Source organism: Tissierella sp. MB52-C2 (assembly GCF_030931715.1).
Taxonomy (GTDB): domain Bacteria; phylum Bacillota; class Clostridia; order Tissierellales; family Tissierellaceae; genus Tissierella.
This window is the reverse complement of sequence record NZ_CP133261.1, coordinates 3,074,924-3,092,755: the sequence shown is the minus strand read 5'-3', so window position 1 is coordinate 3,092,755 and position 17,832 is coordinate 3,074,924. Positions and strand designations below refer to the sequence as shown.

Genomic DNA, 17,832 nt, shown 5'->3' with positions numbered 1-17,832 from the left:
TTTCCCTTTTAACATCTTGTTTATCAGGAGGTAAAAATGATATTATCAATTTTATTTATATTAAAAACAATTTTATATATGAACATTACTAAGGTGGAATTCAATCAATTAGCAATATTTTTGATTACATGCATGATTACCTTACTAATTATATCTTTAATAGACCAATCTAGATTTAAGTATAAAAATGGAATTATAATAGTATTTTATAGTTTAGTATCTTTTATAATGTTTGTTGATGTAATATATTATATGCAGTTTGCATCTTTGCCATCAGTGGCCATGCTAAGTCAAACCAAGCAATTGACCGCAGTAGGAGACAGTATAAAGTACTTAGTAGATATAAAAAACTTATTATTAATACTAGATATACCTATATTGATACTTATACTTTTATATAAGGCAGATAAGATAAAATTCTCTATATCAAAAAAGGTAAGAAGCTATATAATATTAGGAATTTTAGCATTGACTGTAATATATGTAAATGTCACAGATCAAAATCAATCTGTAAAGGCACAAGAGTTTTATTCTTTTCATGCTATAGATGTGGCGAATAACATTAATAAAGTCTTTTCAAAAGAGGTAAATACCAGATTAACTGAAGAAGACATTAATGAGTTGAAAAATAGAACAGAAATACAAGAAGGAAAATTATCTAGCCTAGGAAAAGACAGAAACTTAATAGTACTACAAGTGGAATCTTTACAAAACTTTGTAATTAATATGGAATATGAAGGACAAGAAGTCACACCAAACTTAAACAAACTTATAAACGATAGTTCCTCCGTCTATTATGACAAATATTATCAATTAATAGGAAGAGGAAATACATCTGATGCAGAGTTCGTATCACATAACTCCATATATCCTTCCATGGAAGAGCCAAGCTATGTACAATATGAGAACAATAAATTCCATGGCTTGCCTTGGATGCTTCGAGACAATGGATATACTACGTGGGCTATGCATGGATATAAGAAGGAATTTTGGAATAGAGAAAAGGCATATGTTGCACAGGGGTTTCAAAGATTCGTATCTGAAGAAGATTACCAATTTGAAGATACAATTGGTTTTGGACTAAGAGATGAAGACTTTTTAAAACAATCAACAGAATATATAAAAGAACTAGATAGTATAGATGAGAATCCTTTTTATGCCTTTTTAATAACTTTAACCTCCCATGCCCCATATAAAATGTCTGAAGAGTATCATGGATTAAATTTAAATGAGGAACATAGTGATACTTTATTAGGTAACTATCTACAAGCCATACATTATACAGATAAATATATAGGAGAATTTATCGAGAATTTGAAAGAAATGGGAATATATGAAGAAAGCGTAATAGCATTGTATGGTGACCATTTTGCCATATCCAGTACTCAAAAAGAAGTACAAGATATGATGTCACAATTTCTAGGACAGCCCTATGATTTTGATAGTATGATGAATGTACCATTGATTATCAATATACCAGGAGAAACAATTAAAGAGACCATATCCACAGTAGGCAGCCCCTTAGATTTTTACCCTACTATTATGAACATTATGGGATATAAAAATGAAAAGGGATTGATATTCGGCAGGGATTTGACAAATTATACAGGGAATAATTTTGTAGCTCCACAGACATATATGTTAAAAGGGTCTTTCATAGATAAAGACACATTATTTGTCGTATCTAGAGACGGTATATTTGAACATAGCAGAGCTATAAATATTAAAACTGGAGAAGAATTAGAAGTTGAACAGTTTAGAGAGCAATATGAAAGAGCAACAGAAGAAATAAATAAATCGGAATTTATTTTAAAGAAAGATGTACTAGGAATCTATATGGAAAATCAGGGGCAGATAAATCTAAGTCAACTGGAAGATGTTCAGATAGAAAATAAGGAGTTTATAAAAACAGGTGATTATGGATCTATTGAGGATCTAGAGGAAGATTATAATAAGGGATATAGGCTTTTAGCTGTTACCTTAGAATGGGAAGATGAACAGAAGATAATAATAAAAAACAATATATCTAAAATGACAATAGCTGATTTAGCAAAATGGGCTAGGGAAAAAGAAGATGTATATATAGTACTAAGAACTATGGAAGAAGATGAAGATATATTTGTAAAATTAAAAGAAGAATATGAAGAATTTAGATACAGATTTATACCAGAAATAAAATATTTTTATCACTATATACCTGTATCATATATGGGCTTTAAGAATGTAATATTGGATATAAGAAGTGAAAATTATAATGAAAATGAAATCATAGACTTCTTAAATAGATACCCTCACTTTGGTGTGACAATAGCTGAATTCCAATTACAATCGGATTTGGTGAAAAAGATTAGTGAACTGGGAGTCAATTCTTATTTAGACAATATAACAAATGAAAGGGAACTTAAAAAAATACAAAGAAAGGGAATATTTGGGGGCTTTATAAAATAGATTATTAATTTGAGGAGGGTATATATGAAAAAAACCATAATATTTATACTTATTTTAACGCTGATGGTACCAAGTATTACATTAGCAGAAGCACAAGATGTATATGATGAAAAAGAAGCTAACTTACTTTTCTTTGTACAAGTATTAGATTATATAGAGGAAAATTACCCCTTTGACATTGACCAAAACAGATTAATGGAAGGTGCCCTAAAGGGAGTGCTTCAATCTATAGATCCCTATAGCGACTACTATACTCCGGAAGAAGCCACAACTATATATAAAAATCTATACGGTACCTTTGGTGGTATAGGTATAACCATAGAGGAAAAAGAAGGATATATAAATATAAAAAATACATTAAAAGATCAACCGGCAGAAAAGGCAGGAATAAAGGAGAATGATATTATTGTATCTATAGACGATATAGATACAAAGGACATAGGGTTAGAAAAAGCATCTACTATGATTCAAGGACAAAAAGGAACAACAGTAAAACTTGGAATTAAGAGAAATACAGAAGTTTTAACTTTTAATGTAGAGAGGGATACTATACTGGTAAATCCAGTAAAATCAGAAATTCTAGAAAATAAAATAGGATATATAAAAATAGAAGAATTTAATTCTCACACCACTACAGAAACAAAAAAAGTCTTAAATGAATTTGATAACAAAGGTATCAAAAAAGTAATACTAGATCTTAGAGATAATCCAGGTGGACAGCTTGGTGAAGCAGTAACTATATCTAACTTGTTTGTACCAAAGGGAGATGTAGTCCATATAAAAGAAAGAAATAAGCCTTTATTAACCCATATATCCACCTTAGAAAAATCTAAATATAAGCTGGCAGTATTAATAAACGAGAACTCAGCCTCAGCATCAGAAATCGTAGCAGGAGCCATAAAGGATAGAAAAGCAGGAACATTAATAGGTACAAAAACCTTTGGTAAAGGAATAGTACAAACTCTAATGCCTGTAGATGATGGAAGTATAATAAAAATGACTACAGCAGAATATCTAACACCAAATAAAACATCTATTCACCAGAAGGGAATAGATCCAGATATAAAAGTAGAGAATACAGACAAAGATTTACAGTTAAATAAGGCAATAGAGATTTTAAAATAGGCAAGGAATTTTTCCTTGCCTTATTTTTGTTTTGCCTTAAGGTTTACCATATTTTGTCGATAGATATATATGAGGAATTATGATTGTTAGGGGGAATCAAGATGAGAAAAATATTTAGTATAATTTTAGCAATTGTTTTAGCCATAGGAACTTTTCCATTGGATGTAAGAGCAAGTACACAGAACACAGAAAGGTCTAGACCCAAAGTTATAAATACTGTACCAAGGGATAAAGAAAAGTATCTTAATCCAGAACATTTATTTCAAAGATTTCCCACAGAGACAGCTGGAGAATATATAGAAGGATATTATCTCACAGTGGTATTTGATAATATAGAAAATGGGATAAAACCTCTAAGTAATTACCCACAAGGAATTACTTTAAATATAAAAGGCGAAAGTGAGAATATAGTGGACAGCACCAAAGAAATGAAAATAAAAGAAGATAAAGATAAAAAACAGCTGACACTAAATATACCTTTAAGAGAAAAACTAAAAGACAATCAAACATACAATGGATATATTCCAGAAAAGATAATTGGAAATATCACTGGTGATATAGAAAAAACTGGAAACACAGAATATAGATGGTCTTTTACTACAAATTACTTTCCAAAGGCAGAAAGGCTTTATGAAGGATCCATAGTAGAATCCTATGACTGGCGTTATCCAATAGTTATAGAAGGTTCCATGTTTCATGAGAACACCTATGTAGAATTTAAAGCTAATACAGGCAGAATCTATAGTCCAGATAGAGTAAATGTATACGATGGTGAACTACATATATATCTACCACGAAGGGGATTACCAGTAGGGCTATACGATATAATAATAAGCAACGGCAGGGGCTATGACACATCTATGGTATATGGAGTGTTTTCGGTGGTAGAAGAAGGAGATCATATACCAAATGAAGAATATAGAGTAAATGAATATACTAATCTTGGTATAGTAAAGGAAGACTTAAACTCAAGTAAGACCATATTGGAGCTACGATCTAGACATATAGATAAATACTATTTAGAGATAGATTTAGACGAATTAATGGGTAGTGATACATGGGTGAGAAGCATAGAATACCCTGTATCATGGAGTGATAACTTAGGTGAACTAGTATTGAAATCTAAATGGACCAATGTATCCATAAGAAGTTTGAAGCTTCATGGAGATGCAGATGAAAAAAACATAGAATTACGAGTAGGTAGAGTAGAAAAAAGCATAGCAGAAATTTTGATGAGAAAGTTAATAGGCGAAAATATCAAATCTAATTTCATAGAAGTATCAGGAAGTAATTTTGATTTCACCAGTTTAACCATAGAAATACCATACTTTGAATCAGATGGTAGAGGGTTGAAAATCCTAAGATATGATGAGGAATTAAGGAAATTTGAAGAAACAATAGCTATAACGGAATTTATAGATGGAAAAGTAAAGGGAATAACAAATAAACCTGGCATCTTTGTAGTAGTAGAATAGGAGGGAGAAGTTTGAAAAGAGTATTAAGTTTTATTTTAGCCTTTGCAATAATATTAGGGGCAATTCCTATAAATGATTTAGTAGTATGGGCAGAGGATGAGAAGTCGGAAGTTACAGAAGTAGATATTATAAAAAACTTTCGTAAAGATAAAAGAATAGATAAAATCATAGTAAAATTAATAGGAAGAAATTTAGGAAAAGCCACTGTTCATATAGACTTAGGGGGAAATATGAGTAAGATTTTAGTGGCAGATAATAACAGTACAGAAACCTTTAGGCAGTATGTACTAACAGGTGAAGAAATAGATAAACTAGGTGGAATAGGTAAAGAAATCATAGTATCAGATGATATAAATGGCACAAAGAGATATGATATAGGTGACCTTACAATGCCAACTGTAAAGGATACCTCTCCAGCCAATGGAATAGTAAAAACTGGTGAAACAATAACTATAACAGGAGATAGACTTGATGAAATAGGAAAGGGTAGTATCACAGCCTACTTTAAACCAGCAGGTACTCCTATAAGTATAGTTGCAGGTGATATTAAGGATAAAAAAATAGTTAAAGAGATGGGAACTGAAGTTGGAAAGTATGATGTAGTATTTGAGCATAATGAATTAGTTGCAGGAGTAAAAGTAAAAAGAGAACATTATTATTTAGATGTATTTTCAGTATATGGAGATTTAAATATATCTGATGAAATAACCATGACTCCAAATCAAGGAGCACCAGAAACATTAGTATCCATACTGGCAGATGAACTTATTGAAGAAATGAGTGTGTTTTTCAAGAAGAATATTGATGATTTATATGAAATTAAGAGTATGGGAGAATTTGTTTCATATAAAAAAGATGCAGAAGGTACAAAAGATAAATATATATTTAAAGTCCCTAATTTGCCTCAAGGTTCCTATGAGGTGGTCTTGACCAATAAGGTAAATAAAAATGAAGACCCTAATAAGGTGGTAAGCAGCTCTAAGACCTTTGCCGGCAATATATTTATAATAATATCAGATGCAAATAAGCCTTCAATCACAGAGATACTTCCAAATAAAGGGCCGGCTACAGGAACAGATGCGACTATTAAAGGAAGATTTCTAGGAAGTATAAGTCCTAATATATTTACCTTAAACGAAGGTGTAGTGCCTGTTCTTAATCCTGAAGAAACGATAGATGAAAATGATAAGACAATTAAGGATGCTCTTACAATTACTTATGGAGATGGAACACAAGTAATTGGTAGGTACAACGCCATAAGAAAAGGAAAGAACAATGAGCCTGTAGAGGTACTCTTCTTGGAAAGGAAAGTCACAGGAGTAGTAGGTAATAATTTGAGTTTTAGGAGAGGTTCCGCACTTAATCCAAAGGGTACTGATAGTATAGAAGTTAGAGTGCCACAGGTCACAGATGAAGAAACAGATCCAATAAAAGATGTAACTCTAGAAATGGAAACTAAAATAAGATATAGATATAAAGATGAAAATGGGGCTGAAATAACAGAAGAAATAACCTTAAATGAAGATGTAGAGAAGAAAAGAGCATTTACCTTTGAGCAATTAAGCTATAGACCAGAAATAACAACCATAACACCTAACAAGATACCAGTAGATAAAGTGGGAGATAACAGCTATAAGACATCTATAGAGGGTATGAAGATAGCCATATATGGAAAGAATTTTTCAGTTTATAGATATGTAGAAAATGGTATAGTTAGACAAAAGTATCCAGAAATAAATATAGGTAACCAAATAAAGCTAAATAAAAATATAGACAATAATGTAGAGATAAAGGTATTTGATAGTAATGGTAATGAGGTTGATGGTTCTCTCGGAAATGATCTAGGAGTTAAAATTCTTATAACTATACCTAAAGACCTTCCAAATAGTGGACTAGATGGAGGATTTTTAGGATCAAATACTGATGTATGGGTGGTAAACCCTAATAGAAATGATAACTCGACAGAACTTGGATATACAAGTAACCCTGGGCAGATACAATTTACTTATCAAGAAGAAGATAAAATTCCAACTATAACTTCCGTTACACCAAATGTAGTTACCATAGAAGGACAAAAAGGAGTAGTTATAACAGGACAAAAATTCTTCCCCGGAGTAAAAGTATATATGGATGGAGAAGAAATCAAAAATGCCAAGAGAAATGAATTAGGTACAGAAATAACCTTTGATGCACCAGCAAAACCAGAGGGATTTGTACAGATAATAGTACAAAATGAAGAAGGTGGAGCAGCTGTACACTATCCATTTTCCTATGTAAAGACATATACAAGACCTAGATTCATAGACTTTAACCCTAAAAAAGGTACAGTAGATACTTTAGTAACTATAAAAGGTGAGAATTTAGTTCTTCCAAATCCATTGGTTAAAGATTTAAGTGGAAATGGAGTAGATAAACTTATAGGAACCAAAGTTTTCTTAGGTGGAAAAGATATAAATGAATACAATAGAAACTCGCAAACAGGACAAATAGAATTACAGGAGTATAAAACAACAGAAGATATAATCAAAAATGAAAGCGGAAATATAGTACTATCGGATTACTATTACAGTGTAATCCTAAAACAAGGTACTACGGATCCTATATACTATACAATCTATTTCGATACTAAAACAGGACAAGTGAAACTAACAGATGGAGATAGAGGAATATATATATTAAGAGGAAGAGGTAGTGGAATAGTAGGATTTAGAGATGGAAAAGAATATGATTTAACAGTAAATAATGACTCCATTGAAATCGATGGAAAAATCTTAAAAATAATGACTCCTTATGCTGTAACAGGTGGTAAAATCACAGGAAATAAAGTAAAGGTAATAAATAACAGTGAATTACAATTTACAGTACCACCAATGGGTAGAGAAGGATATTATGATGTAACTATTGTCAATCCAGATACAACTAGAGACTCTAAAACTGGAAATAATGGGTTTTATTATGCTTTTCAGCCAGAATATAATTTGGATATTGTAAGTATAAAACCAAACGAAGGGTCAGTTGATGGAGGATATTATATAACAATCACTGGAAGTGAAAGCAAAAAATTTATAGATAATGGAGGAGACAATAAAACATTTGTATTCATAGGTGGGGTAAAAGTAGATTCAAAAGATGTGGAAATATCCATAGACCGTAAAAGTATAATAGTGAAAGTGCCAAAATATCCAGGGGATTTATCTACAGAAACTGAAATGGATAGGAAAACAGTTCCGGTAGTAGTAGTAAACCCAGATGGAGGTAGTGGGAAAAAAGAAGATGGATTTACCTATATACTTCCCATAAGTTACCCTAAAATAAATAATGTAATAGAAAAAGAAGGAAGTGCAGCAGGAGATATAACAGTATATGTAGAAGGTTCAGAGTTTAGATTCTATGAGCCATATAAGGACTTGAACAACAATCTGGAATATGATAATGGGGAACCTTATACAGAACTAAATGGAGATGGGAAGTGGACAGATTTAAGAGGTAAGAAAATGGAAGAGTTATCTGAAGGAGATAAAAAGATCCTTCCTAAAATTTACTTCGGCGGAGAACTTGCTACTATTGTAAGTTTTACATCTACAATGATAGAAGTAAAAACTCCAAAGGGACAAGCAGGGGCGGTAGATGTATATCTAGTAAATAATGACCAAGGTATATCAAATAAGGTAATATACACCTATAAAGCTTCTTCACCCAAAATAACAAATGTAAGCCCGAGTATAGGCAGAAAACAAGGTGGGGATAAGGTAGAAATCTTAGGAGAAGGATTTACTATAAGTAATATCAGAGTATATAATTCAACTAATATACCTACTGGAAGAAAAACTATACAGCTAGTACAATTTGGAGACAATAACAATAAATCTGTATCCAATAAAAGTATAACTAGCACAGATGATAAAAACACAGGAAATTTTTCAGAAAACAGAACAAAAGATATTGAAATAGGAAATCTTACTATAAAATATGAAAATGGAAAGCTAATGGTTATCATTACAGAAGGAGTAGGAGATGCAAAGGTAGAATATAAAAACACCTTTGATTATGACCGAGAAGAAATATTCCTTCCAATAAATCTACTAAAAGACTCAGATGGAAATTCCTATAATGGAAACGAACTAGTTCGTATAAAAGTAGAAAGACTACCAGGAGCAAGTACCACTTCTAGACTTAGAATAGATAGAGGATTTTCTCCAAATGCTACATTAAGAAATCAAGGACATATAAATGTAATCACTCCAAATTACTATACTGTAGGCAAAGTTCCAATAACAGTTATAAATCCAGATGGAGGAGAAGCCAGGGGAGAATTTGAATATAAGAACCCAGATAGTAACCCTGAAATCACAAATATACTAAAGGATGAAGAACCAGGCTATCAAGTAGAAGATGGAAGAACCATAATAGAAGTAAACTATCTCGGTGGAAATATTATAGAAATCCAAGGTAGAGATTTTAGGAAGCCTGTAAAAATAGAAATAGGAGATATAAAAATAAATGTACCTATAGAATACGAACCAGATGAAGCCATATCAAATACCTTAAGATTTACTATGCCAGCAGTAGATAGTAGGTATATAAATACCTATCATAAACTAAAAGTAATAAATGAAGATGGTGGAACTTGTGATTCAGGAAATATAGAAATTAGATTTATCATGCCAGAAGTTACAGGACTACAAATAACAAAAGTAACTCCAAGCTTTGGACCAACTTCAGGTGGAACAGTAATCACCATAGAAGGTAAAGACTTTAGGGAAAAGATAGATAACAGAGGAGAACTAAAAGTATATATAACTAAGGGAAATAAACAAATAAGAGTACCAAAAGAAGATATAATTTCCATAAGTATAGATAAAATAGTTCTAAGAACTCCAGCCTATGAAGCAGGAAAAGTGGGAATAAAAGTGGAAAACCCAGATGGGGGAATGGCAGAGTTAAAGGATGCCTTTACCTATGTAAGTAATCCAAAGATAAGCTCCGTAGTTAGTCCTGAAGATGATAGAAGGATTATAGAAACCATATCCATAGAAGGTGGAGAAAGAATAAAAATCTTAGGAAGTGACTTCATGGAAGGTGCAAGAGTAGTATTTGTACCGAATTTGAGACAACTAACAGATAAAGAAGAGGCAACAGACTATATTACCATAGGAGCAGACAGATATGTAATAGAAGGTGGAGCTGATGGTGCAGAAGTAGAAGTAGTAGATGGACAAACTATATTAGTCACAACTCCTCCAGGAAAACTAGGAGATAAAGGAGTTATAGTTATAAATCCAGATAAAAGTGCTACTAATATATACAATATAATCTATGGTATACCAGAAACAGGGGCTCCTTTAGATGTAAGGATAGAAGTAGTATTTGATCAATTTATTAGAGTATTTTGGACAGGAGTTAAAGAAGCCTTTGAATATGAGATATATATAAGTGAAGATGGTGGAAAATTTGAATTCATAGGTTCAACAGAATTAACATCCTACGCAGTTCAGAAAATAAAGCCAAATACTAGGTATCAGGTTTTAGTAAGAGCCATAGGAAAATATGGTACATCTAAGCCAATAAAAGAATCACAAAGTAATATAATCACTACAGGAAGAGATGTAGGTCCAATAGACAATGATGGTAAACTAGGAGAAAATACTGTAATAAATAGAAATGGAAGCGAAGCTAGTATAGTCATAGGATCTAAAGATTTCACATCTAAGGGAATGACCATAGACTTAACTAGAGGAAGTTTGCAAGGAGTGAAGGATATATCCATTAGGATTCCAGCCAGTATTATAGCAAGCTCCACTGGAAAAATAACGGTTCTTGGTAAAGACTATAACATGAACTTTAATCCAAGTGTATTTAAAAACTCCGACATAATAAATAATAAGGATAATTCAAATGCAGGTGTAGTATTTAAGATTTTAACTTACAAGGGAAGTATAGATGCTAAAGCAGGAAGCACAATTTTAGGAACTACCTATTTATTAGAAGGAAGCATATATATAGGAAAAAATAGCTCAAATATAGAGCATCTAAATGGAAACATTATGTTTTCGCTAGACCATGATATTCTAAAAGTACAAAGCCGTAGATTGAATAATATTCAATTAGTAAGATACGACTATAGTGGGAAGTTATGGATAAGGGTTCAAGGAATCAGTAGGTTAGGAATATACACTGTAATAGGAAGTAGGCGATAATATGAAAAAAATAAGCATTATATTATTAATAGTATTACTATTTACAAATGCTTCTTTAGCTAATGTACAAGGAACCAATATTTACAAAGAAGGGATTCTAGAAGGATACTTCATAGAAGCCATAGATAATAAAATAAAAGTAGAAGAATACGGTGGTACAATATATACCATTCCCATGATTAAAAATGTAGTATTACAAATAGATGGAAGACCTGTAAAGACATCAGACTTCAAAAGGGGAATGGAAGTATATATAGAGCTACAAGGCAGAAGCATAAAATATATGGATGCCTATTCAGTAGATAATCCAGCCTATATTCAGCCAGGAGAAAAAGTAAGAGTAGGTACTGTTCTAAAAATAGATAGAGACCAACTAGAAATCCAACTACCTACAGGGAAAAGGGAAGTATATTTTACTTCCCCTGCTACTGTAGTCTTGAGGAATAAGGAAAACACGAACTTAAGCCAGCTATACGTAGGAGATAGAGTAAAGCTTTTCTTTGATGAAATAGATACATCTTATATAAGTAGAATAAGTATTCAAGGAGATTCCATTCTTATTAAAGATATATATAAAGGACAGTTAACAGTATCAGATTCATTGCAAGATATAATAGCCTTAGAGAAAGCAGAAGTATTTAGAAATGGTAGATGGATGTCCTTAGGGAAAAATATAAAAGTACCCTATGACGGAAACCTTCCTATATATATAGGGGGTCAAAAGATAGATACAAAAAATCTAAAACACTATAAAGGTAAGACAGTTTACATGGCAATGAAGGACTACTTTGGAAAAGAAAAAGCAGAAAGAATGGTAGTAAAGGCACAATATGAAAATAATTTCTCTGAAAAAATAAAAGAAATCAATTGGTTTAGCAGTCAGCTGGAATTAGGAAACAATAGAAATATTAACTTCCACGATGGAACCATAGTAGTTAAAAACAATAGATTAGTAGATGTATATAATTTAAACTCAGGATCTGATGGGCTTATTATAGCAGATGGAAGAGGAAAAGATTTAACGGCAGACTTAGTATATATATATAATGAAAATATAAATAACTCCAATATAGGACAAGATCAACTATATGCAGGAAGATTAAACACAATACTAGAAGATATAGTATACCTAAAAGACTTCTTCCTATTAGATAAGAACGACTGGGAATCTTTTAATGATGAAAAAGAGTTCTTCTATGATGACGATACATTTATATATGATATGGAAAAAAATAAAGAAGTCTCACCTAAAGAATTCTTCTCATGGAACTACTCCGCAGATGAAAACAATAGGAGAAATAGAACTAGAGATTGGTATGGATATTTATATACGGATGGAGATAGAATTTCAGCAGCCTTTATAAAAAGGTCCATGGACTCCCTTTTAAAGCAAAGAACTACCATAGGCATAGTGGAATCTAATCCAGTGGAAGATAATAATATGGGATGGTTCCTAAAGTTAAGAGATGGGAAGGATTGGAGTACAATCAATGACCAGTGGATGGAAAAAAATTCAACTCTTAATATATATCTAAGGGAAGCCATGATTATAAAGAATGGACAAAGAATTACTGTAAATGATGTAAAGGCAGGAGACAGACTTTACATGGTAAGAGATGACAATATGGCAAAGGTAATTATCATAAAATGAGGTGGAATATGAAAATAAAAACAACTTTAATACTACTGATCATCTGTTTATTAACACCATATACATCCATGGCAACACCTCTAGAATTTGTAGGTGGAGTACAGAACGAGCATCAGTATGAGGAAATAGTATTTATTACAGGACAACCTATAAAATTTATAGGAAGCTATAGTGTATCAGGGAAGATAAAAAATGAGGAAGAATCCGTAACCTATAAATTTAAATTGCAATCAGAAGACCCTAAAGTTCTAGGAAAGCTAGATAGAACAGTAACATATACAACTAGTTTGTCAAAACATACAGGCGTAGGACAAACCATAGGACAGACTACGGTATCTAAATATAAGGAAACCATAAGAGTTGGAAATGACACCTATGACCTTACAGATTATCAATTTTCAAAATCAGATATAATAGATGAGCGGGCAGCTTCTGATTTTTATTCAGGCAATATAAAGGGAAGAAAGTATTATGATTACAACAGAGGTCAAGGTAACATAACCATAGATATAACAGGTGGAAATGTAGGCTATGAAAACTTTTGGGGTAGCACAGAAACTCAAATCATAGATCATATAATTACAGCTGATTTGGGAAAAGATTCATTCCAAGGCTCATACACTCACCAAGTATCAGATAGTATGACAAAGAGTTTGAGATATTCTGAAAATGATCCAAACTACTCAAGCTTTCATGGAGGACATATTAGAATTACAGAGAACAACGTAGTATCTAAATATGATTATAGACTATCAAAGAAACATGGAACTATATCCTTAAGTCAAGATATGGTACCAAAGCTAGAAAGATTAATAGTACCAAAGTTTAGAGACGTAAACGGTCATTGGGCAGAAGAAAATATAAAAAAACTATATTCCCTAGATGTATTTGAAGGCAATAGTAGCACCTTTGCTCCAGATGCACCAATGACAAGACTAGACTTTACAAAGGCAATTATGAAAGCGTCAGATATAAGGACGTCAATGGAAGAAACAAAGAAAACCCGTAGAAAAAGAAATCAACCAGAAGAAGTGCCATACTTTAAAGATATACCTATTTCAAACGAAGACTACAAATATGTAAAATCAGCAGTAGAGAAAAATATAGTTTCTGGAATATCAAAGGATCTATTTGGACCAAATAAATCTCTGAAAAGGTCAGAAGCCATTACAATACTAGTACGTGCCTTAGGATTTGAAAACAGAGCACCAAACCCAGGATATATAACATCCTTCTCCGATGATAGAGATATACCTAACTGGGCAAAGGATAGTATATACATGGCAAAGGAACTGAACTTACTTGATGGAGACAAGGGAAATAGAATAAGCCCAAACAGCACACTGACAAGAGCCGAAGCATCAAGCCTAATAGTAAGATTCCTAGAATTCTTAGAAAAGGATCTACAAAAGGACTATAGAGACAATATAATAGAATTCTAATATATAAATTTGAAGGGGTCCCCCTTTGTAACACAACTGTAATATAACTGTAATTGTATTACAGCGGATATTAGTATATACTAATACCATAAGTAATTTAAGTAACGGATTTGATAGTAATATTACAAATTTGTTACATTAGCATTTTGAGATTGATTTTACAATCCATAAATGCTATAATCTAGAATAGAATGCAAAATTAAACAATTTTGCAGAATATTTATAATTTTAAAGGAGGTCAATAGACTATGAGTAAAAGAATTTTATCCTTAGTACTTGCAATGGTTATGGTACTAGGAACATTCGGTACAGTTTTCGCAGCTGATACTGTAACAACTGAAGCAGAAGCAGGAGCATTCCTAAATTCTGTTAAAGTATTAGTAGGTGACGAAAACGGAAACTTAAACCTTGGCAACAAACTGTCAAGACAAGACGCAGTAATATTAGTAGCACAATTAAGAGGTGAAATTGAGGCAGCTAAAAACTTCTCAAAATTACCAACTTATGAAGACGTTAAAATCAAGTTCTACAATGCACCATTAGCATGGGCACAAGACAATGGTCTTTTCGTAGGACACAGTGAAAAAGTATTTGGATTTGGTGAGAACTTAACAGCTCAACAATATTCAAGAGTTCTTTTCGAAGCTTTAGGATACAAAGTAGATACTACAGACGCATCAGACATCAAATACTCAGTAGTATTTGATAAAGCTAACGAAGAAGGAATCTTAAAAGGTTTAGAATTAGCACAAACTACAGAAATCACTAGAGGACAAATGGCATTAATGACATTTAACGCTCTAGGACTTACAATGAAAGATTCAAAAGAAACTTTAGCTGAAAAATTAGGAATTGAAATGCCAGAAGCACCAGCAGCTAAAGAATTAACAGCAGAAGTAAATGATACAGAAAACTTAAAAGAAGTAGTATTAGAATTATCAAACGCTAAATTAGTAGATGAAGACAAATTAGTAAATACTAACAACTACAAAGTAGTAGATAACAATGTTGTAAAAGCTACAGTAGAAGGTGACAATGTTATCATCTTATTAGAAAAAGCTTTATTAGATGGTAGAGAATACAAATTAAGAGTAAGAAGTATAGATAAAGCTGTAAACAAAGAATACAAGTTCATAGCTAGAGATAATACTTTACCAAAAGTAGAAGACGTAGTAGTTCTAGGTGAATATGGTATCAAAGTTATAACAAATGAACCAATAGACATATATGAAGGTACAGATAGAGGTAGAAACTTCGTAGTAGATGGTAAAAACGTAGCTATGAATGTTGAATCATATGGTAGAGAAACAATCTTAACACCATATTCTAAAGAAACTTTCAAAGATGCTAAAACATTAACTATTACAGGTTTAACTGACTTTGCAGGATTCAAAACAGGAAAAGAAGACTTTGATCTTGAAGTAGTTAAAGATGATGTTGCTCCAAAAGTAGAAGACGTTATATTAAGAAACGACAAAGTAGTAGAAGTAGTATTTGATAAAGACATTTATATTGATTCAGTAGAAGCATATGATAATAGAAGTAATGTAGGAAATATCTCTTATTTATCTGGAAGACATACAATTTTTGCAGATAAAGCTACAAAAATAGATACAAACAGAGTTCGTTATGAATTCAATGAAGAATTCTTAAGAACAAGAACAGATTTTACTATAGTAGACGTTACAAACCATTCAAAAGTTGCAATGGAAAAAACTAATATGGTAGCTAGAGAAATTCTAGACAATGTAGAGCCAGAAATAATTGAAAAGAAAATAGAAGTAACAAACTTTGCTAAAGGCGAAGCTAAGATAACATTAAGATTTGATAAAGATGTTACAGGTTTTATGGATAAAAATGATGATGTTAAGTTTGACTACACAAAACACATTGGTCTATATGAAAGAGATGTACTAAGAAGAAATGATGTATCAAAAGACCATGTAGATGCAGTTAAATATGACGTTGATAAAAATGGTAAACTTGTAAAAGATACTATAATTATTGAACTTCATTCCCTAAAAGAATGGAAAGCTAGAAATACTGATCGTGACAACTACTATGAAAATGAAATGGATTATGTATTAGAAGTAGAAAGATTCGCATCAGGAAGAAATGAAATGTACAGAGATTACTATGAGTTTAAATTTAGACAATCAACAGGATTCAGCGTTAAAGAAGTAACTGTAGATGAAAGAAGAAATGAAACTCATGTAACTATGGAATTCACGAAAAAAGTAGATAGAAATATAGCAGAAGATGAAACAAACTATATCTTCACAAATACAAAAAATGCTAGAAAAGATGTTAAAGACTTAAAAGGTAGAATAGTAACTGAGAAAAATGGTTATGAAGTTACTTTAATAATACCAGACTTCAAAGTAGCAGACTACAAAGAATTAAGAATCTTAGATGTATTAAAAGATATAGACGGAAACAGATTAAACACAGAAACAGTATATAATTTTGTAGCTGGAACTATTAGCAACAATGCAAACTATACTATAACTAAACAAGCTGACGGAACTTTTTTAATAGAAGCTAAAAAAGATGATGTAAAAGAAATAACATTAAAAACAGATGCAAGAGAAACATTTGTAGTAAAAGGTAACCTTGATAAATTAACTATAAATGCTCCAAATGCCGACGTAGAAGTACTAGATACTATCGAAGAAGTAGTTATAGAAGCTATAAAAGGTGAGACACTAACTATTAAGGGTAGAGTAAAACACTTAGTTTTATCAACAGATAAACTAGTAAGTGTAAAAGGAATTACAGCAGACATGAAAATCACTCCAAACAAAGATGTTACAGTGAAAATTAATGGTGAAGAGTCAAAACTTAATAAAGATGTATTAGTAGTAGTAGACGCAGATGGAAAAAAAGTAACTAAAGTAGATGCAAAAGCAAACTTAGAAGCTGCGGTAACTAATGTAGAAAAAGCAGTTACTACTGGTGTAGCTATTGAATTAAAAGTTACTGAAGATAAAGACATTAAAGAAGCAGATGTAAAAGCAGCATTAGAAGCATATCTTACTGAAAAAGCTGGCGAAGACTACAAAGTAACAGCTAATAACTTCAAAGTAGTTGGAGATTTAACTATTAGCGATAGAAACGTAGTATCAGCAGTATTTGTAGTAAAAGAAGCTAAAGGCACAGAATCAAAAGAGTTAATAAAAGAAAATATTAAGGTAATAATTAATAAAGCTGCTCAAGAAGACGCTGAATAATAAAAGTGCGAAACGTTACTCTATAAACTTATAGAAATATAAATGAAAAGAGTGGGAATGATGCCCTGTGCCGTTAAGGTATAGGGCATTTTCCTAACTATACATTACCAATCATTAGGTGAAATTCCTAATCTATGTAATAGCTTTATAAACATAGAGCCTAATCCTCCTGCATATTATCGAGGTTACTCTCTTGACAATATGAAGCCAGGTGAAGTCGTAATAGGTAGAAGTCCTATGCGGGGTTCCTTAAAAGATGACTAT

7 protein-coding genes are annotated in these 17,832 nt (G+C 31.8%); all 7 read left to right on the top strand.

Annotated elements, in window-relative coordinates; all coding sequences use genetic code 11:
- The first annotated feature begins 36 nt into the window (after window positions 1-36).
- The gene (locus RBU61_RS15620) at window positions 37-2,448 is read left to right on the top strand and encodes a sulfatase-like hydrolase/transferase (RefSeq protein ID WP_308876566.1); all 2,412 of its coding nucleotides are present in this window, start codon (window positions 37-39) and stop codon (window positions 2,446-2,448) included.
- A gap of 24 nt (window positions 2,449-2,472) precedes the next feature.
- Window positions 2,473-3,573 carry a S41 family peptidase gene (locus RBU61_RS15615; RefSeq protein ID WP_308876565.1) on the top strand — a complete coding sequence of 367 codons (1,101 nt, stop codon included), beginning with the start codon at window positions 2,473-2,475 and terminating at the stop codon, window positions 3,571-3,573.
- Window positions 3,574-3,674: 101 nt separating this feature from the next.
- Complete coding sequence (locus tag RBU61_RS15610; protein WP_308876564.1) at window positions 3,675-5,048, top strand: hypothetical protein; 1,374 nt, start codon at window positions 3,675-3,677, stop codon at window positions 5,046-5,048.
- A gap of 11 nt (window positions 5,049-5,059) precedes the next feature.
- Entirely contained in the window at window positions 5,060-11,245 is a 6,186-nt protein-coding gene (locus RBU61_RS15605; protein ID WP_308876563.1) for an IPT/TIG domain-containing protein, read from the top strand.
- A gap of 1 nt (window position 11,246) precedes the next feature.
- Entirely contained in the window at window positions 11,247-12,896 is a 1,650-nt protein-coding gene (locus RBU61_RS15600; RefSeq protein WP_308876562.1) for a hypothetical protein, read from the top strand.
- An 8-nt stretch (window positions 12,897-12,904) separates the two neighbouring features.
- The gene (locus RBU61_RS15595) at window positions 12,905-14,338 is read left to right on the top strand and encodes an S-layer homology domain-containing protein (protein ID WP_308876561.1); all 1,434 of its coding nucleotides are present in this window, start codon (window positions 12,905-12,907) and stop codon (window positions 14,336-14,338) included.
- Between the two features lie 248 nt (window positions 14,339-14,586).
- Window positions 14,587-17,568, top strand: coding sequence for a hypothetical protein (locus RBU61_RS15590; RefSeq protein ID WP_308876560.1), 2,982 nt, complete (start codon window positions 14,587-14,589; stop codon window positions 17,566-17,568).
- Window positions 17,569-17,832 lie beyond the last annotated feature (264 nt).